Annotated in this window: 12 protein-coding genes; 10 read left to right on the top strand and 2 right to left on the bottom strand. The window is 73.0% G+C overall.

The genetic code is table 11. The features are described from left to right. Positions 1 to 7: 7 nt before the first annotated feature. From AB0I16_RS27855 to AB0I16_RS27815, 9 genes are all read left to right on the top strand, one after another. A complete protein-coding gene (locus AB0I16_RS27855; RefSeq protein WP_363252354.1) occupies positions 8 to 5,719 on the top strand; it encodes an SDR family oxidoreductase in 5,712 nt (1,903 codons plus the stop codon). A gap of 135 nt (positions 5,720 to 5,854) precedes the next feature. Beyond that, positions 5,855 to 7,510: a fatty acid--CoA ligase gene (locus AB0I16_RS27850; RefSeq protein WP_363252353.1), complete on the top strand. Its 1,656-nt coding sequence runs from the start codon at positions 5,855 to 5,857 to the stop codon at positions 7,508 to 7,510. Positions 7,511 to 7,598: 88 nt separating this feature from the next. After that, positions 7,599 to 8,612 carry an LLM class flavin-dependent oxidoreductase gene (locus AB0I16_RS27845; RefSeq protein ID WP_363252352.1) on the top strand — a complete coding sequence of 338 codons (1,014 nt, stop codon included), beginning with the start codon at positions 7,599 to 7,601 and terminating at the stop codon, positions 8,610 to 8,612. Positions 8,613 to 8,656: 44 nt separating this feature from the next. Further along, complete coding sequence (locus AB0I16_RS27840) at positions 8,657 to 9,424, top strand: alpha/beta fold hydrolase (protein ID WP_363252373.1); 768 nt, start codon at positions 8,657 to 8,659, stop codon at positions 9,422 to 9,424. 64 nt (positions 9,425 to 9,488) lie between these two features. Beyond that, positions 9,489 to 10,973: an MFS transporter gene (locus AB0I16_RS27835; protein WP_363252351.1), complete on the top strand. Its 1,485-nt coding sequence runs from the start codon at positions 9,489 to 9,491 to the stop codon at positions 10,971 to 10,973. Between the two features lie 214 nt (positions 10,974 to 11,187). Next, positions 11,188 to 12,399, top strand: a complete 1,212-nt coding sequence (locus AB0I16_RS27830; protein ID WP_363252350.1) for a cytochrome P450 — start codon at positions 11,188 to 11,190, stop codon at positions 12,397 to 12,399. A gap of 102 nt (positions 12,400 to 12,501) precedes the next feature. After that, on the top strand, positions 12,502 to 13,458 hold the full coding sequence (locus tag AB0I16_RS27825; protein ID WP_363252349.1) for a diacylglycerol kinase family protein: 957 nt from the start codon (positions 12,502 to 12,504) through the stop codon (positions 13,456 to 13,458). A 44-nt stretch (positions 13,459 to 13,502) separates the two neighbouring features. After that, entirely contained in the window at positions 13,503 to 13,871 is a 369-nt protein-coding gene (locus AB0I16_RS27820; RefSeq protein ID WP_363252347.1) for a nuclear transport factor 2 family protein, read from the top strand. Between the two features lie 74 nt (positions 13,872 to 13,945). Next, on the top strand, positions 13,946 to 15,499 hold the full coding sequence (locus tag AB0I16_RS27815) for an MmgE/PrpD family protein (RefSeq protein ID WP_363252346.1): 1,554 nt from the start codon (positions 13,946 to 13,948) through the stop codon (positions 15,497 to 15,499). A gap of 10 nt (positions 15,500 to 15,509) precedes the next feature. Here AB0I16_RS27815 and AB0I16_RS27810 read toward each other — a convergent pair whose 3' ends face one another. Continuing rightward, positions 15,510 to 16,154 (bottom strand): ScbR family autoregulator-binding transcription factor, encoded by a 645-nt coding sequence (locus AB0I16_RS27810; protein WP_363252345.1) that lies wholly within the window; start codon positions 16,152 to 16,154, stop codon positions 15,510 to 15,512. A 303-nt stretch (positions 16,155 to 16,457) separates the two neighbouring features. Between AB0I16_RS27810 and AB0I16_RS27805 the strand changes: the two genes are divergently transcribed. Next, positions 16,458 to 17,480 (top strand): ScbA/BarX family gamma-butyrolactone biosynthesis protein, encoded by a 1,023-nt coding sequence (locus tag AB0I16_RS27805; RefSeq protein WP_363252344.1) that lies wholly within the window; start codon positions 16,458 to 16,460, stop codon positions 17,478 to 17,480. On the opposite strand, the gene AB0I16_RS27800 is transcribed toward AB0I16_RS27805, so the two are convergent. Beyond that, positions 17,463 to 18,050, bottom strand: coding sequence for a TetR/AcrR family transcriptional regulator (locus AB0I16_RS27800; RefSeq protein ID WP_363252343.1), 588 nt, complete (start codon positions 18,048 to 18,050; stop codon positions 17,463 to 17,465). The two genes, AB0I16_RS27805 and AB0I16_RS27800, sit on opposite strands and share 18 nt — an antisense overlap. Between the last annotated feature and the right edge of the window lies 1 nt (position 18,051).

Below are 18,051 nucleotides of genomic sequence, written 5' to 3'. Positions count from 1 at the left end.
ACGCGGAATGCCGCACGAGGAATCAGAGAAGAACCAGGTGTCCGGCCGGGCGCCCGAGCCGATAGCGATCGTCGGCGTTGGCCTGCGATTCCCCGGCGGCAGCAATTCGCTGGACGAATTCGACACCTTCCTGCGCGAGGGGCGTTCCGGCATCGGGCCCATTCCGGGCGACCGGTGGGACGTCGACGCCTTCACGCCGCAGAGCCCGGACGACAAGGGGAAGATTCACACCACGTCCGGTGGATTCCTCGACCGCATAGACCGGTTCGACGCGTCTTTCTTCAACATCTCCCCGAAGGAAGCGCAGTACATGGACCCCCAGCAGCGGATGCTCCTGGAGACCGCCTGGCAGGCCCTTGAGCACGCCAACATCGACCCGGCGCCGCTGCGCCGCGGCAACGGCGGCGTCTACATCGGGGCCAGCTCCATCGACTACGCCCTCGAACTGGACTCCCTGCCCTACGAGGAGCTGGACGGCCTCCTCGCCTCCGGCATCACCATGTTCCCGCTCTCGGGGCGGCTCTCCTACTTCCTCGGCTGGCGCGGCCCGAGCATGAGCATCGACACGGCCTGCTCGTCCTCGCTCGCCGCCCTGCACGTCGCCGTGCAGGGGCTGCGCGCCGGCGAGACCGACATCGCGCTCTGCGGCGGCGTCAACGCCCTGCACCACCCGCGCATCCCCGTGATGTTCTCCAACGCGCAGATGCTGTCGCCCGACGGCCGGTGCAAGACCTTCGACGAGTCCGCCGACGGCTACGCGCGCGCCGAGGGCTGCGGCATCGTCGTCCTCAAGCGCCTCTCCGACGCCACCCGCGACGGCGACACCGTCCTCGCCCTGGTCAGGGGCACCGCCGTCGGCCAGGACGGCGACAGCGCGGGCCTGACCGTGCCCAACGGACCCGCCCAGGAGAAGGTCATCCGCAGCGCGCTCGACGCCGCCGCGCTGACGCCCGGCGACATCCAGTACGTGGAGGCGCACGGCACCGGCACCCCGCTGGGCGACCCCATCGAGTTCGGCGCCATCGGCGACACCTTCGCCGACTCGCACACCAAGAGCGACCCGCTGCTCGTCGGCTCGGTGAAGACCAACCTGGGCCACATGGAGCCGGCCTCCGGCATCGTCGGCGTCATCAAGGCGGTCCTGCAGATCCGCTCCGCCACGATCTACCCGCACCTCAACCTCGACACCCCCTCCGGGCGCATCCCGTGGGACCTGTACCCGGTGCGGGTGCCCACCGCGTGCGAGCCGTGGAAGGCGCCGGTCAGGCGCGCGGTCGTCAACAGCTTCGGCTTCGCGGGCACCATCGGCGCGGTCGTCCTCGAACAGCCGCCCGCCCCCGCGGCGGACCGGGACGCCGCGGAGCCGGAAGCCCCCGCGACCCCGATGTTCACGCTCTCCGCCAAGACCGCGGCCGCGCTGCGCGAGCAGGTGGACGACTACCGGCAGCTCCTCGCCGGCGACCCCGCGCTGCCGGTCGACGGGCTCTGCTACACCGGCAACGTGGCCCGCACCCACCACCCGTACCGCGTCGCGGGCCCGGTCACCGACCGCGCCGCGCTCACCAGGCTCCTGGACAGGGCCGCCGAGCGCGACCACGAGGGCCCCTCCGGCATCCGCAAGGTCGCCTTCATGTTCAGCGGCCAGGGCGCGCAGTACGCGGGCATGGGCGCCGCCCTGTACGAGCGCTTCCCGGTCTTCCGCCGCCACGTCGACGCGTGCGACCGCCTCTTCTCGGCCCACCTCGACCGCTCCGTACGGGACCTCGTCATCGGTACGGCCGACGACCCCGGGGCGATCGACCGCACCGAGTACACCCAGCCCGCCCTGTTCACCCTGGAGTACTCCCTCGCCCAGCTCTGGATGTCCTGGGGCGTGCGCCCCAACGTGCTGATCGGGCACAGCATCGGCGAGGCGTCGGCCGCCGCCGTCGCGGGCCTGTTCAGCCTCGCCGACGCCGTGACGCTGATGGCGGCGCGGGCCCGGCTGATGCAGGCCGTGCGCGCCGAGGGCGGCATGGCCGCGGTCGCCGCCCCCGCCGAGGACGTCCTGCCGCTCCTCGAAGCGCACCCGGACCTCGCCCTCGCCGCGGCCAACGCCCCCGACCAGTGCGTCATCTCCGGAGCCTCCGAAGCGCTCGCCCAGGTCACCGCCGAGCTGGCCGCCAAGGGCCTGCGCGTCGACCGGCTCGCCGTCAGCCACGCCTTCCACTCGCCGCTGATGGCCGAGGTGTACGACGACTTCCGCGCCGCCCTGGACGCCATCACCTTCCGCGAGCCGGCCATCAGCCTGATCTCCAACGTCACCGGCAAGCTCGCCCGCTTCCGCGAGATCGGCACCCCCGACTACTGGGTGCGCCACATCGGCGAGCCCGTGCAGTTCCTCTCCGGCATCCGCGCGGTCGCCAGGCGCGGACGCCACGCCCTGGTCGAGATCGGCCCGTCGACCGCGCTGACCGCGCTCGCCCAGCGCTCGCTGCCCGTCGAGGACCACTTGTGGCTCGCCAGCCTGCGGCGGCGCGACCGCGGCGGCGACACCACGCTGCGGGCGCTGGCCGAGTACTACGCCGCCGGGCTCCCGGTCGCCTGGACCGGCTACCACGAGGGCCGTGCCGTCCCCGCCAAGGTGGCCCTGCCGACCTACGCCTTCCAGCGCAAGCGCTACTGGCTGCCCTCCGTCACCCCGCGCAGGGGCGGCGCGCAGGGCGGCGCGGCCCACCATCCGCTGCTCGGCACCGAGACACAGCTCCAGGAGGGCGGCCGAATACGGGAGTTCAGTGCCGAGTTCACCGTCGAGGAGCTCGGCGCGCTCGCCGACTTCGCCGCCGGCGACCGTACGACACTGCCCGCGGGCGCCTATGTGGACCTGCTGCTCGCCCTCCAGGACGCCGTGCACGGGCACACCCGCGCCACCGTCCGCGGACTGCGGCTCGGCGAACCGCTCACCCTGACCGCCGAGACCCCCCTCACGCTGACCACCCGGCTCACCGCGCGGGCGGACGGCGACGCCGAGGTCACGGTCGTCACCGCCGCCGAGGGCGACCAGGGCGACGAGGGCACCGAGGCGGGGGAGCGCGTACACGCCACCGCCGTGCTCACCGCCGCCCCCGACCAGGACGAGCCGGGCCTCACCGGCCTCGCCCCCGAAGCCGCCACGCTGGAGAGCGACGCCGAGGACCTCTACACCGACCTCGCCTCCGTCGGCCGCCCGCACGGCCCGCGCGCCAGGGTCCTGCTCGGCGCCGCCCGCCACCAGGACGGCGTCGTCTCGGGCGACCTGGAGTGCGGGGGCACCACCGCCGTCCAGCAGGTCCCCGCCGAGCTGGTCGAGGCCGCGCTCCAGGCCGCCGTCGCCCTCGACCCGGAGGGCCCGGTCTTCCACGCCAGGGAGATCGCCTCCGTACGGCACTTCAAGAAGCCCCGCGGCAAGCGGCTGCGCGTCGTCGCCCGCGTCCGCACGGAACAGGACCGGCGCGTCGCCGACATCCTCCTCACCGAGGGCGGCCACCCCGTGCTCGAACTCGGCGGGGTCACCCTCGCCCGCCCCGAGGGCCCGGCCGGCCGGCGGCAGTTCCTGCACCGCCCGGAGTGGGTGCGCCGCGCGCTGCCCGCCCTGGACGGCACCACGCCCCGGCACGCGCTGCTCCTCGGCGCGAACGACACCGGTGACGAACGGCTCCGGGTCACGCCCGTCGCCGACCTCGCCGCGCTCAAGGACGCCCTGGACGACACCTCCGTCACCGACGTCTGCTGGGTCTGGCGGCCCGAGCCGGGCGCCATGTCCGCCGAGCTGATGCGCGCCGAGTGCGAACGCAACTACCGGGAGCTGCTCGGTCTCGTCACCGTCCTCGACGCCGCCGCGCAGCAGCGCCCGCCGAGGCTCTGGCTGGTCACCGAGGGCGCCCAGCGGCTGCCGGGCGACCGGCCCGGCGACGGCTCCCACCTCGCCGCCGCCACCCTCTGGGGCTTCGGCCGCGTCCTGCTCACCGAGTCCCCGCAGTACCGCACGACGCTGGTCGACGTGGAGCCGGGCAGCGGTCTGACGGCCCTGTTCGACGAGTGCCGCGCCGAGGCGGCCGGGGAGTACCAGGTCGCGCACCGCACGGGCGGGCGCTACGTCCGCAGGCTGCTGCCCGGCGACGCCACCCGCACCTGGCCCGGCGGCTTCGCCCTGCACACCCCCGGCTCCGGCGACCTCTCCGACCTCTCCCTCGCGCCCGTCGAGGACCGCGCACCCGCGGCCGGCGAGGTCCAGGTGCGGGTCGCCTCGGTCGCCCTGACCGCGGCGGACGCGCGTACCGCCCTGGAGGGCGAGGAGTCCGGCGCCAGCGGCCCGGTCCTCGGCTCGCTGGCCGCGGGGACCGTCCTCGCGGCGGGCGCCGAGGCGGCCTTCACCGCGGGCGACGAGGTCTACGTACGCCATGACGGCGCCCTGCGCGCCACCCTGACCGTGCCCGCGTCCGCCGTGGCGCTCGCCCCCGGCGCCGCGGGCGGCAGGGAGCGCGCCGGCGCCACCGCGTTCCGCCTCGACGAGATCGGCGAGGCGCTGCGCACCGCCGCGGCCGACACCGGCACCGAGGTGTGGGTGGACGTGCCGGGCGGCCCGGAGACCGAGCCCGCCCCGGCCCGCGTCCGCCCGGACCGCACCTACCTCGTCACCGGCGGTCTCGGCGGCCTCGGCCTGGTCACCGCCCGCAAGCTGGTCTCCCTGGGCGCCCGGCACCTGACCCTGGTCAGCCGCGGCGGCAAGGCCACCGAGGAGGCCGCGGCTGTCCTCGCCGAACTGGCCGAGCGGGCCGAGGTCGCCATCGTGCGGGCGGACGTGAGCGACGCGCGGGACGTGCGGCGCCTCGCCGACGAACTGGCGGCGGGACCGCACCCGGTGGGCGGCGTCGTGCACGCGGCCGGCTCCTTCGACAAGCGCCTCATCGCCGAGCTGACGTGGGAGTCCGTCGACGCCCAGCTCGCGCCGAAGGCGTACGGCGGCTGGCTGCTCCACGAGGCGGCCGAACGGTCCTTCCCCGAGCTGGAGTTCTTCGTCACGTACTCCTCGATCGCCTCCGTGCTCGGCGGCGCCACCCAGGGCCACTACGCCGCCGCCAGCGCCGGCCTCGACAGCCTCGCCGAATGGCGCGGCCTCAGGGGACTGCCCGGCCTCTCGGTCAACTGGGGCGCGTGGGCGCGGGTCGGCATGTCGGCCCGCCTCGACGACCAGCTCGCGGCGGAGATCGACCGCAGCGGCGTCCGCTTCTTCTCGCCGACCAGGGCCCTGGACACCCTGGCCGGGCTCTGGCAGCGGCCCGGCAGCCGCCGCGTGGTCGGCGAGTTCGACTGGGCGCGCTACGTGTCGGGCGGCGGCGTCGACGACGCCTTCTACGACCGGCTCGCCCGGCAGGACCAGGCGGACGCGGACGGCACCGGCGTCGACCTGGGCGCGCTCGCGGCCCTGCCGAAGCCGGAGCGGACCGCGCTGATCGCCACGAAGGTGCGCGAACAGGTCGCGGCGGCCCTGCACATGGACGACGGCGACGACCTCGACCAGAACGCCGAGTTCGTCTCGCTCGGCCTCGACTCGCTGATGGCCCAGACCGTCAAGGGCGGCCTGGAGGCGCTGTTCCGGCTGCCGCTCCCGGCCTCGCTGACCTTCGACCACCCCACGGTCCGCAGGCTCACCGAGTTCCTCGACGGCCGCCTGGCCCCGGCGGAGCGGCAGCACCCCTGAACACCCGCCCGGCGGCGGCTAGGGGGGCAGCCCCCCGACCGCCGCCGGGCGGCGGACCGACCTCAACACCACCCCCACGACATCCACTCACCTCACGACACCCACCGAGATGTCCAAGGCAGCGGGGAGACCACAGTGGAAGACCACACCACCAGAGACTGGACGCTGACGCGCAGCTCCCGGGCCCACGCCGGGGGCCGCGCGGAGCACGCGGCGATCGTCTGCGAGGGCCGCACCACCACGTACGCGAAGCTGCACAGGGACAGCAACCGGGCGGCCCACGCCCTGCGCGACGCGGGGATCGGCACCGGCGACCGCGTCGCCTACCTGGGCCGCGAGTCGGAGAACTACTACCTCACGATCCTCGCCTGCGCGAAGGCCGGCGCCGTCCTCGTCCCCGTCAACTGGCGGCTCACCCGCGCCGAGGTGGACCACATCCTGCGCGACTCGGGCGCCGTGCTCCTCTTCGTGGACGACGAGTTCTGGGACACCGCGGACCGCGTGAAGCCGCACCTGCCGGGGCTGCGCACCGTCGTCCGCGTCGACGGCACCGACAGCGAGGGCGAACCGGCGCGCGGCACGGGCCTGCCCGCCTGGTACGCCAACCACCCCACCACCGACCTGGAGCCGGGCACCGGTCCCGACGACGCGGTGGTGCAGATCTACACCAGCGGCACCACCGGCCTGCCCAAGGGCGCGGTCCTGCCCCACCGGAGCTTCTTCACACTGCCCGCCGCGATGCGGCAGCACGGCGTGGACTGGATCGACTGGCTGCCGGACGACGTCAGCCTGATCTCCCTGCCGGGCTTCGGCATCGCCGGCATCGGCTGGTTCATGCACACCTTCAACGCGGGCGCGACCAGTGTGGTGATGCCGCAGTTCATCCCGCAGGAGGCCGTGCGCCTGATCCGCGAGCACCGGGTGACCATCACCTTCGCGGCGCCCGCCATGCTCCAGATGATGATGGCCGAACGCGGCGCGGGCCCCGAGGCGTTCGCCTCCATGCGCAAGATCACCTACGGCGCCGCGCCGATGTCGGAGACGCTCCTGACCCGCTGCCTGGAGGTGTTCGGCTGCGAGTTCGCGCAGATCTACGCGAGCACCGAGACCGGCAGCGTCGCGGTGTGCCTGCCGCCCGAGGCCCACCGCCCCGGCACCGGCCTGCTGCGCTCGGTCGGCAGGCCCTGCCCCGGCAACGAGGTGAAGGTCATCGGCCCCGACGGCGAGACGCTGCCGCCGGGCGAGACGGGCCAGATATGCGTCCGCGCCCCCTCGAAGATGCTCGGCTACTGGAACCTCCCCGAGGCCACCGAGCGCACGATGGTGGGGGAGTGGCTGCACATGGGCGACGCCGGCTACCTCGACGAGGACGGCTACGTGTACCTGCGGGACCGCATGAACGACACGATCATCGTCGCGGGCCAGAACATCTACCCCGCGGAGGTCGAGAAGGCCCTCGCGGCGCACCCCGCCGTCTCCGACGCCGCCGTGGTCGGCCTGCCCGACGCGCGCTGGGGCGAGGCGGTGCACGCCGTCGTCGTCCTGCGGCCCGGCGCCATGGTCAAGCCCCGCGAACTGCTGCTCGCGCTGCGCGGCAGGCTCGCCGACTACAAGATCCCGGGCGCCTTCCACTTCGCCGACGACCTGCCGCGCAACCCCTCGGGGAAGATCCTGCGCCGCGCGGTGCGCGAGCAGCTCACCGCCGCGTCCGCGGGGACCCCCGCCCGGCTCCCGCTGCCCGCCCAGCGCCCCGCGTCGGCACGGGCGGCCCAGCAGCCGCAGCACACCTGAGCCACCCTCCGTACCGCACACCCGTACCGCTCCACCTCCGTACCGCACCCACCGGACACCCACCCCGCCCGACGAAACGGAGTACCCCATGCAGTCAACGGCCGGGCCCTTACGCATCGGCGTCCTGCTGCCCACCCGGGAGCAGGCCATCAACGGCACCTACGCGGCCGCCCCGCTGCTCGACTTCGCGCGGCAGGCCGAGGCCCTCGGCTTCGACTCGCTGTGGGCGGGCGACTCGCTCACCGCACGGCCGCGCCTCGACCCGCTCGTGGTGCTCTCCGCGGCGGCCGCCGCCACGACCCGGATCTCGGTCGGCACGGCGGCGCTCACCCCCGCCCTGCGCCACCCGCTGATCGGCGCCAACATGATCGCCAGCCTGGACCACGTGGCCGCCGACCGGCTCGTCCTCGGCCTCGGCTCCGGCTTCCCGATGCCGGAGACGGAGGAGGAGTTCGCCTCGGTGGGGGCGTCCTTCGCGGGCCGGGTCGGGCGGCTCGACGAGATCGCCGCGCTGTGGCGCACCGCCTGGCGCTCCGGCGAGGAGGGCAGGCCCTCGGACTTCGAGGGGAAGTTCTGGCAGGCCGAACGCCTTGAGCGGCTGCCGAAGCCGGCCACCCCCGGCGGCCCGCCGCTCTGGCTGGCCGGCAGCGACACCCCCAAGGTGCTCGCCAGGGTCGCCACGAAGTACGACGGCTGGCTGCCGTTCCTGCCCGATGCGGAGGCGTACGGCAGGGCCCGCGCCCGCATCGCCGAGCTGGCCCAGGAGGCGGGCCGCGCCCCCGACGCGGTGACCCCCGCGCTGTACGCGACGGTCACCGTCAACCGCGACGAGGCGGCGGCCAAGGCCGAGCTGGAGCACTACATCGAGCACTACTACGGGCGCTCCCTGGAGCAGATGTCGGCCATCCAGGCCTACGGCTGGGGCAGCGCGGAGAGTTGCGCCGAATGGCTCGGCGCCTATGTGCGCGCGGGCGCGAAGCACCTGGTCATCCGGGTCGGATCGCTCGACCCGGAGCCGCAGTTGAAGGAGATCGCGGAGGTGCTGCTGCCCGCGGTACGCGCCATCGCCGAGCAGACGAACGCAAGGAGTGCACAGTCGTGAGCAACGCCACCGCGACCGCCACCGTCGCCGCCCTGGGCCAGGACATGTCGAGCGCCGGGCAGTGGTTCCAGCCGGTCGAGCCGTCCCCTGACGCCTCCGTACGGCTCTTCATGCTGCCGCACGCCGGCAGCGGCGCCATCATCTACCGCGACTGGGAGCGGCTGCTGCCCGCGGACATCGCCCCGCAGGCGGTGACCCTGCCGGGCCGCCACAACCGCCGCGACGAGGAGACGTACGAGGACTGGGACCCGCTGCTCGACGCGCTGCACGAGGCGGTCCTCGACGACCTGGACGAGCGGCCCTTCGCGTTCTTCGGGCACTGCCTCGGCGCGCAGCTCGCGTTCCGCCTCGCCATCCGCATGGAGGCGGAGCCGGGCCCCTCGCCGGTCCTCGTCGGCATGTCGGGCTGGTCCCCGGAGGGCTTCTTCCAGCCGACGGAGGAGCAGAGCCGGATGCCCGACCCCGAGCTGATCGAGTGGATCAAGAAGCTGGGCTCGTTCCCGGCGGAGGTCTACGACAACCCCGAGATGCTCGCCCTCGTCGTCCCCGCGCTCCGCGCCGACCTGCGGGTCGCCGCCCAGTACGTCGACGACGGCGCGGGCACCGCCTGCCCGCTGGTCTCCTACGGCGGCAAGTCCGACCCGCTCCAGGAGCACCCGGACGCCATGTCGCACTGGGCGGAGCGCAGCCCGGACTACCTGGGCCACAGCGAGTACCCGGGCGGCCACTTCTACATCGACAGCCACGCGGAGGCGGTCACCACGCACTTCGCGCAGCGGCTTCAGCGGCTCGTCGCCGTCGCCGCTCGCTGAGCCACCCGGCCGCCCGATGGGGGAGCGGCCGGTTCCACGGGGTACGACTCAGGAAGGGTCGGTCATGACCACCGAAGCGGAAATCACGAGCGCGGACATCGAGCGTGCCGTCGCGCCAGAGGCTGCGCCGCCACCGGAAGGGCCCGCGGCGGCCAAGCCCTCGTACGGGGCGCTCCTGGTCGTCCTGGCCGGCCTCTTCATCACCAACCTCGACTTCTTCATCGTCAACGTGGCGATCCCGTCGCTGCAGACGAACATGCACGCCACGGCGGCGGAGATCCAGCTGATCGCCGTCACCTTCACCATCGGCCTGGCCGCCCTGCTCATCACGGGCGGCCGGCTCGGCGACCTCTACGGCAGGCGCAAGGTCTACTCGGCCGGCGTGGCCCTCTTCACGGTCGCCTCGCTGGCCTGCGGCCTCGCCCAGAACATGACCGAGCTGATCATCGCCCGCGGTGTCCAGGGCGCGGCCGCCGCGCTGGTGATCCCGCAGGTGCTCGGCATCCTGACGACGGCGTACTCCGGCAAGCACCGGACCGTGGCGTTCAACGCCTACGGCATCGCGCTCGGCGCGGCGGCGGTCTTCGGGCAGCTCATCGGCGGCCTGCTGATCCAGGCCGACCTGTTCGGCTCGGACTGGCGCTCGATCTTCCTGATCAACGTGCCGATCGGGGTGCTCGTCCTCGTGCTGACCCCGAAGCTGGTGCCGGAGTCGAGGGCGGAGGGGCGCACCGGGCTCGACTGGACCGGTGTCGTCCTGGTCACCGCCGGGCTCACGGCCGTGGTGCTGCCGCTCGTCATCGGCCGCGAGGAGGACTGGCCGGTCTGGACGTGGTTCTGCATGGCGGCGGCGGTGCCGCTGCTCGGCGCCTTCTGGGCGAGCCAGCGGCGGCTGGCGGCGCGCGGGAAGTCGCCGCTCGTGAGCCCGTCCCTCTTCCGTGACCGCGCCTTCAGCGTCGGGTCGGTCGCGATCCTCGTCTACTTCTCGGTGATGGCGTCCTTCTTCCTGGTCCTCGCGCTCTACCTCCAGCAGGGGCGCGGCGCCTCCGCCCTGGAGTCGGGACTGCTCTTCGTGCCGCTGGGGCTCGGCTTCTTCGTGGCCTCCGCGATGGCGCCGAAGTTCGCCGCGCGGCTGGGGCGGCAGGCGCTGACGCTGGGCGCCATGGTGGTGGCCGCGGGCGACGTCGCCTTCGCGCAGACCGCGTCGCAGCTCGGCACCACGGGCTCGGTCGGCTGGTGCGTCCCCGTGATGGTGGTCTGCGGCTTCGGCATGGGCCTGGTCGTCGCCCCGCTCACCTCGCTGGTCCTGGAGAGCGTGGCGCCCGAGCACGCCGCCGCGGCCTCCGGGGTCTTCTCCACGGGACAGGAGATGGGCAACGTCCTGGGCATCGCGGTGATCGGCGTCGTCTTCTTCGGCGAGGCGGGGGAGCACCCGTCCGCGCAGGGCTACGGCGACGGGTTCATGCTGAGCCTGTACGTCCAGGCCGGCGTCTGCGTCCTGGTGGCGCTGCTCGTGCAGCTGCTGCCCCGCAAGGCGTCGAAGGTCTGAGCACCGCCCCCGCGGGGGCACTCTCGAAGCGGCGGGTGCCGCGGAGCGAAACACGCTCCGCGGCACCCGCCGTTCACGTGTTTCCGGGGCCGGAAACGGATGCAAACATTCGGCCAAAAAAGGGTGTTGACAAATCAGTCGGACGTCAGAGTCGAGTCAGACCTTTCGGACAGCATGACGGAAAGGAATCAGCCACGACTCAGGGGGAAACTTCATGACGATCACTCCTGTCGCACCAGCGGTCGACGAGCGGCTCGCCGCGTGGCCCATGCCGCGCACCTGCCCGTACTCGCCGCCGGACGCCTATGCCGACCTCCGCGGGGGAGCGCCGGTGAAGGTAAGGATCAGGACAGGCGAGGCATGGCTGGTGACGCGCCACGCGGATGTCCGCGCCGTCCTCACCGACCCGCGCTTCAGCTCCGACGACACGCTCCCCGGCTTCCCGGTGCGCATACAACTGCCGCCCGCGCCGCGGGTCATGTCGTTCACGCGCATGGACGGCGCGGAGCACGGGCGGCTGCGCCGCATGGCGATGACCGAGTTCACGGCCCGCCGCACGCGCGCCCTGCGCCCCTCGGTGGAGCTCCTGGTGGACCGGCTCGTCGACGAACTGGCGCGCGGCCCGCGCCCCGTCGACCTGGTGGAGCACTTCTCGGTCAGGCTGCCCTCCCTGGTCATCGCCCGCATGCTGGGCGTGCCCGAGGCCGACGAGTGCGACTTCACCGAGCTGAGCCAGGCCGTCCTCTCCCAGGACGCCACGCCGGAGCAGATCTACGCGGCCTTCGTGGAGATGACGCGGTACCTGGACGGGCTGATCGAGCGCAAGCGCCGCGAGCCGGGACACGACCTGCTCAGCCGGCTCGCGACGCAGTACGTGGCCACCGGCCTGCTCTCCCACGACGACCTGGTGGCGATGGCCCGCCTCTTCCTCGTCGCGGGCCACGAGACGACCGCCCACCAGCTCAGCCTCAGCGTCCTGAGCCTGCTGCGCGAACCCGAGCAGACGGCCCTGCTGCTGCGCGAGCCCGCACGGTTCGCCCCGGCCGTCGAGGAGCTGCTGCGCTACTGGTCCATCACCCAGGACAACCAGGTCCGGGTCGCCGTGGCCGAGGCGGAGATCGGCGGCGCCCGCGTCGCACCCGGCGACGGGGTGATCCTGGCCTACCCCAGCGCCAACCACGACGAGACGGTCTTCCCCGACGGCGACCGCCTCGACCTGAGCAGGGACGCGAGCCGGCACATCGCCTTCGGCCACGGCCCGCACCTGTGCCCCGGCGCCTCGCTCGCCCGCATGGAGCTGGAGGTCGCCCTGCGCGCCCTCTTCGGCCGCTTCCCCGGGCTTCGCGTCGCCGAAGTCCCCGGCGCCGTCTCGTTCCGCGAGAACACCATCAACTACGGCCTGAACGCCCTGTTCGTCACCTGGTAGGGGCCGTCAGAGACGCGTCAGAACCGTGTCAGCGCCGGGTGCGAGAGTCGTTCGCAGGTGCTACCAGAGCCAGGTGCTACCAGAGCAAGGAGTACGCCCGACATGGCCGACAGCAGCGACGCCGCGGGCCCCACCAGGGCCCTGGTCATAGCCAATCCCGCATCCGGCAGCCACAGCCCGGCCCTCGTGCGCGAGGTGCGGGAGCTGTGCTCCGCCCACCTCCCGCACACCGAGCTCCACCTCACCACCGCCCAGGGTGACGCGACCGCCTCCGTGCGCCGCGCCCTCGAACGGGCCGAGGGGGCGCCCGACCTCGTCGTCGCCATCGGCGGCGACGGCACCGTGCGCGAGGTCGTCCAGGGCCTCCACACGGCCGCCGGACGCGCCGCGCTCATGATCGTGCCCGGTGGCACGGGGAACTCCGCGTACAAGATGCTCTGGGGCGAGCGGCCCTGGAGCGAGGCCCTCAAGGCGGTGCTCGCCGACTCCCGCGCCGGCGGCAGCGCGCGGCTGCGCGAGCTGGACCTGGCGCTGCTCGCCGAGACCCGCAACTGCGTCTTCCTCGGCTCCTGCAGCGGGGTGATCGCCGACGCGCTCATCACCGCGGCGGACAGCCCGCTCAAGGGCCGCGAGCGGTACGCCAAGGCGTTCGCCGACACCGCCGCGGACTACGCCCCCTACCCGGGCCGGGTCGTCGTCGACGGACGGGTCGTGCACGAGGGCCCGACCGTCCTCGCCAACGTCGGGGGCGGCCCCTACCGGGGCGGCCGCTTCCTCGTCCTGCCCGAGTCGCTGCTCGACGACGGGCTGCTCGACGTCTGCGTCATCGGCGGCGGTGTCGCCGCCACCGAGGTGCCCGGACTGACCCTGCGCGCCGACCACATGAACCATCCGGCGACCGTGTACGCGCGCGGGCGCACCATCACGGTCGAACGCACCGACGGCAAGCGCCTGCCGCTGGAGCACGACGGCGAGTACCAGCACACCATCGGCTCCTCGGCCACCTTCGAGGTCCTGCCCGGCGCCCTGGCCACCTGGGCCCCGACGGACCCCATCTGACCATCTCTTGCTCCCGTACGACGCTCTCGACCAAGGAGACCTCCATGAGCGACCTGAACAACACCGTCACCCGCTACCTCGCCATCTGGAACGAGGCGGACGCCGACAAGCGCTCGGCGGCCATCGCCGAGCTGTTCACGGCGGACGCCCCGTACATCGACCCGCTCGCCGCGGTCGAGGGCCACGAGGGCATCGGCGCCGTCATCGCGGGCGCCCGCGACCAGTTCAAGGGCCTCAGCTTCGAACTGATCGGCACCGTGGACACCCACCACAACATCGCCCGCTTCCAGTGGGGCCTGGTGACCGAGCCCGGCAGCGAGCCGATCGCCATCGGCTTCGACGTCGCGGTCACCGCCGACGACGGCCGCATCAAGGGCGTCTACGGCTTCCTCGACAAGGTCCCCGCGGCCTGATCACCCGGAGCGGCGGTGCGCCGACGGCGTACCGCCGCTCCGGTCCGTACCAGCACGGAAAGGCAGGGCGTCACATGTCGGCTGTACTGGCCGAACGCGTGGCCCGGACGCTGTGCGAGCAGTGGGAGCCGCCACGCTCCACGGGCCCGCGCGCCACCGCGGACACACCGCTGCGCGAACTGTCCACGTGGGCGGCGAGACTGCGCCCCAGGGACGTTCCCTGCCGGGTCCTGAAGCTCGCCGCGAGCCAGGTCCTCTCGCAGATCGCCTCCATCAGGGCGGGCCTCGCCCACCCCCTCGGCCGCAAGCTCGTGGCCGCCTTCGGCCACCCCATGCAGCGCGACCCCAGGACGGCCGCCGGCGTCTTCGCCGCCCTCGGCTCCTGGCTCAACCTCGACGACACCGCGTACGCCGGACACCTCTCCAACTCGACCGTCGCGGTGCCCCTCGCCTTCGCCTACGCCCGCAAGCTCGACGGGCTCTCCCTGCTGACCGCCGTCGTCGCCGCCAACGAGTGCGCGGCGCGCATCACCGCGTCGGCGACCCTGGGACCGCTGCGCGGCCAGAGCGCCGTCCACACCCACCTCGCGGGGGCCGTCGCGGGCCGGCTGCACGCCGACCGGGCCCCGGCCCACCTGTGGGAGAACGCCTTCGGCCTGGCCTTCGCCATGCCCAACTGGCCGCTGATGCGCGCCTTCCTGGCCAGCGACGCCCGTCTCTTCAACACCTTCACGCCCGTACGCACCGCCATGGACGCCTGTGACGCGGCGGCGGCAGGGCTGCGCGGCGCCCCCGACATCATCGAGCACCAGGACGGCTTCCTGGCCCGCTTCGCCACCGTCCCGCTCCCGCAGGCCGTCGCCAAGGGCCTCGGCAGCCGCTGGCACACCGACACCCTCTCCTTCAAGATGCACCCCGGCGGCCCCGGCATCGACGCCGCGGTGGACTGCGCCGCGGAGATACACCGCGCGACGGGTCCGCTCCGCCCGCAGGACGTGGCGGAGATCGTCGTCGAGGCGTCGCTGTACACGCTGTTCGCCGGCGAGCGGGCCGCCCAGTACGTCAACGGGCCGGGATCACCGCTCGGCGCCCTCGTCCTCGACGTCCCCTACCCGGTCGCCACCACCCTGATGACCGGCGAGTTCTCCGTGGACGACTTCTCCTCGCCGCGCCTCGACGACCCGGACCGCTGGGAGCTGGCCCGCCGGGTCCGCCTGGAGCACGACACCGGCATGACCCGGGAGCTCTTCCTCTCCGACGCCCCGTTCGGCGAGGCCGTGCGCGAGGCGGGTCCGGACGCCGTGCCGTGGCTGCGCGGCTTCGGCGGCGACGAGCTGGTGGACCTCGTCGGCAGCCTCGGCGCGGCGGGCCAGGACTTCTCCCGCTCGACGAAGGCCACCGGCGCCCGTGTCACCGTACGCCTGACCGACGGGCGGACGGTGACCCGCGGGCGCCTGATCCCGGTCGGCGCCGCGGGCCCCGACACTCGCGCGCGCCACTCGGAGATGGTGCGCGAGAAGTTCCTCGCCGTCGGCGGATCGCAGCAGGTGGCCGACACGGTCGGCGCGCTGCACCGCATGCGGCCGCGAGGAGTGCGCCGCTGGATCGAGGCGGCGTTCCTCGACTGACCCGGCGCTCTCAGCGCAGCGGCAGGATGGCGTCGATGATCTCCTGCACCCGGTCGACGACGTCCTGGCGGTCCGCCTGCACCCAGGAGATGTGCTGCGCCCCGAAGAGCGCGGCGCGCAGGACGCGGGCGAGTGCGCCGGGGTCGACGTGGTCGGGCAGGTTCCCCGCCTTGCGGCAGCTCTCCAGCAGCTCGGTGAGCAGGTCTGTGAAGCCCACGTAGGGGATCGGCATCTCGCTCTTGATGTACGGGCGCTCGATCTGCAGCCGTGAGCCCGCCTTGATGTAGTCGTCGTCGCGGAAGCCGCGGGCCACCGCGAGCAGGACGTTGACCACCGTCGCGGGGGAGGACTGGTCGTCCTCCAGGACTGGCGCGATGATCTCGTTCAGACGGCGGTAGAACTCGTCCGCCACGGCGGCGGCGATCGCCTCCTTGTTGGCGAAGTGGAAGTACACGGCTCCCTTGGTCATCTCCGCCTTGTCCGCCACGTCCTTGATGGTGACGGCGGGGAAGCCGGTGTCGGCGAAGACCGAGGCCGCCGCGTGCAGGATCGTTCTGCGGGTCTGGATCGCCCGCTCCTGCTTGAGGTGCGAGGTGTCGTTCACCGGCGTGGAGGTCGGGAGGGGCGGCAGCGGTGTCTTGCGTCGGTTGCTCATGGCGTCCAAATCGTGCGCAGTGGATCTGTCGGATCCGGGTCTGCTCAGGCCCGGTGGTCGAGGCGGCCGTGAGGTGGGCTTATGTCTTCCGGCGCGCCAACTGGCGGCTACACGGAGGTAGTTGAAGGTGACGGCATGTGGCTTCGGCTCTTGAAATATACCTTCTCGCAGGTATATTAATTCCCGCGCAGCAAGGCTTCACACGTCTGTTCTCCGGCAAGAGTTCGTCCTGATTTGGGGGAAGCGTTGTCTCAGAAGTCGGTCGTGCTCATCGATCCTTCCAGAAACCCGGATGCCGCATCAATGGCTCTTCCGGCACCTGGCCTCACGTTCCTCAGGCCGGTGGCCCGCGCGTTGGTGCACCGCAGCTCGATCGCGGAGGTGTTCGTCACCGACGGCTGTCGTGTGAGCGACAGCCGTTTCTCCGTCGCGGCCCAGTGGCCGCGCGACCACGCGCTCTACCACCCGGACGCGCAGCGCCTCAGCGATCCGATGCTGTTCGCGGAGACCATCCGCCAAGCCCTGCTCTACATCGGCCACGAGTACTGCGACGTGCCGCTCGGCACCCGGTTCGTCGGCCGGGACCTGTCCTTCGACATCACCGACCCGGCCGCGCTGCGGGTCGACGGCACACCCGTCCCCGTGATCCTCGACGCGGAGTGGACCTGGGAGGAGGGGCGCCCGAGGGGGGCCAGGCTCGACGTCCGGCTCCTGGTGGACGGGCGGCTCTGCGGCACCGGGTCGATCGGCGTCTACGTGATGGACGACCGCAGGTACGGACTGCTGCGGCGGATGGCCTGGGGCGGCGACACCCCGCCGGCCCCCCTCGTGGGGGAACTGGCCCCGGCGCCCCTCGTGCCGCCGCGCCGGGTCGGCCGGCTGCGGTGGAAGGACTGCGTGCTTGAGCGCTGCTGGCCGGACGGTGACTGGCAGTTGCGCCTCGACCGCGACCACGCGGTGCTGTTCGACCACCCCACCGACCACGTGCCGCTCATGGTCCTCATGGAGGGCTTCCGGCAGCTCGGCCACCTCTGCGTCCACGAGCGGGTGGACGAGCCGCTGGGTGACCAGGCGTACGCGCTGGTCGGCGTCCAGGTGGAGTGCGCGGCCTTCGCCGAGCTGAACGCCCCGATCCGGCTGGTCGTGGAGCGGAGCGTGCCGGGGGCCACCGCGGCGGAGCCGTTCCGCATGCGCGTCGCGGCCCTCCAGGGCGACACCCTGCTCGCACGGACCGACATGGCCTGGGGGCGCGTCGGCCCGGACGGGCCGGCCGAGGGCCACGCCGGCCTCTCCGAGCCGGCCTCGATGTCAGGTCTTGCTCCGTAGGGCGTGGTCCAGGACGTTCCACATGGCGGCGACCCGGCCGCCCGACTCCGGCCGCTGCTGGTCGGAGCCCATCCAGAACACTCCGAAGAAGGCGGCGACCAGCAGGTCGGCCACGGCCTTGGCGGAGGCGGCGGCCTCCCAGTGCCCTTCCTGCTGCACCTCGCCCACCAGACGCAGCACCACCGAGTGCGTCTCGTCCAGTAGCGCCGCCGTGCCCCCCGAGGCCTGAGCGGTCTCCAGCGTCAGTCTGAGCGCGGCACGGGCCCGTACGTCGCCCTGGAACAGCTCTCCCAGGGTCAGCATGAGACTCCGCAGCCGGCCGAGCGCGGGGTCGGCAGGGATGTTCGCCGCGGTCAGGGGTGGTGCGACCGCGTCTCTGAGATGGACGGACAGGACGGCGGCCAGCTCCTCCTTGTTGGAGAAGTGGCCGTAGAGGGCGCCCTTCGTCAGGCCGATCTGGTCGGCGATCTTCTGCAGATTGGTGTTCGCGTACCCATAGCGCGCGAACTCGTGGGCGGCGGCGTCCAGGACGGCGTCGTACGTGCGCAAGGCCCGTGCTTGCTTCGGCAAG

The sequence above is a fragment of the Streptomyces sp. NPDC050703 genome (genome assembly GCF_040654435.1).
In the GTDB taxonomy this organism is placed as follows: Bacteria; Actinomycetota; Actinomycetes; order Streptomycetales; family Streptomycetaceae; genus Streptomyces.
Note: the sequence above shows the minus strand (reverse complement) of the source record. Positions and strands in the feature narration are given on the sequence as shown.

Coding starts and splice junctions, on each gene's coding strand:
- AB0I16_RS27820 (WP_363252347.1), top strand. CDS start 13,503: ATGAGCGACCTGAACAACACCGTCACCCGCTACCTCGCCATCTGGAAC.
- AB0I16_RS27805 (WP_363252344.1), top strand. CDS start 16,458: ATGGCTCTTCCGGCACCTGGCCTCACGTTCCTCAGGCCGGTGGCCCGC.
- AB0I16_RS27855 (WP_363252354.1), top strand. CDS start 8: ATGCCGCACGAGGAATCAGAGAAGAACCAGGTGTCCGGCCGGGCGCCC.
- AB0I16_RS27840 (WP_363252373.1), top strand. CDS start 8,657: ATGTCGAGCGCCGGGCAGTGGTTCCAGCCGGTCGAGCCGTCCCCTGAC.
- AB0I16_RS27830 (WP_363252350.1), top strand. CDS start 11,188: ATGACGATCACTCCTGTCGCACCAGCGGTCGACGAGCGGCTCGCCGCG.
- AB0I16_RS27845 (WP_363252352.1), top strand. CDS start 7,599: ATGCAGTCAACGGCCGGGCCCTTACGCATCGGCGTCCTGCTGCCCACC.
- AB0I16_RS27825 (WP_363252349.1), top strand. CDS start 12,502: ATGGCCGACAGCAGCGACGCCGCGGGCCCCACCAGGGCCCTGGTCATA.
- AB0I16_RS27815 (WP_363252346.1), top strand. CDS start 13,946: ATGTCGGCTGTACTGGCCGAACGCGTGGCCCGGACGCTGTGCGAGCAG.
- AB0I16_RS27810 (WP_363252345.1), bottom strand. CDS start 16,154: ATGAGCAACCGACGCAAGACACCGCTGCCGCCCCTCCCGACCTCCACG.
- AB0I16_RS27835 (WP_363252351.1), top strand. CDS start 9,489: ATGACCACCGAAGCGGAAATCACGAGCGCGGACATCGAGCGTGCCGTC.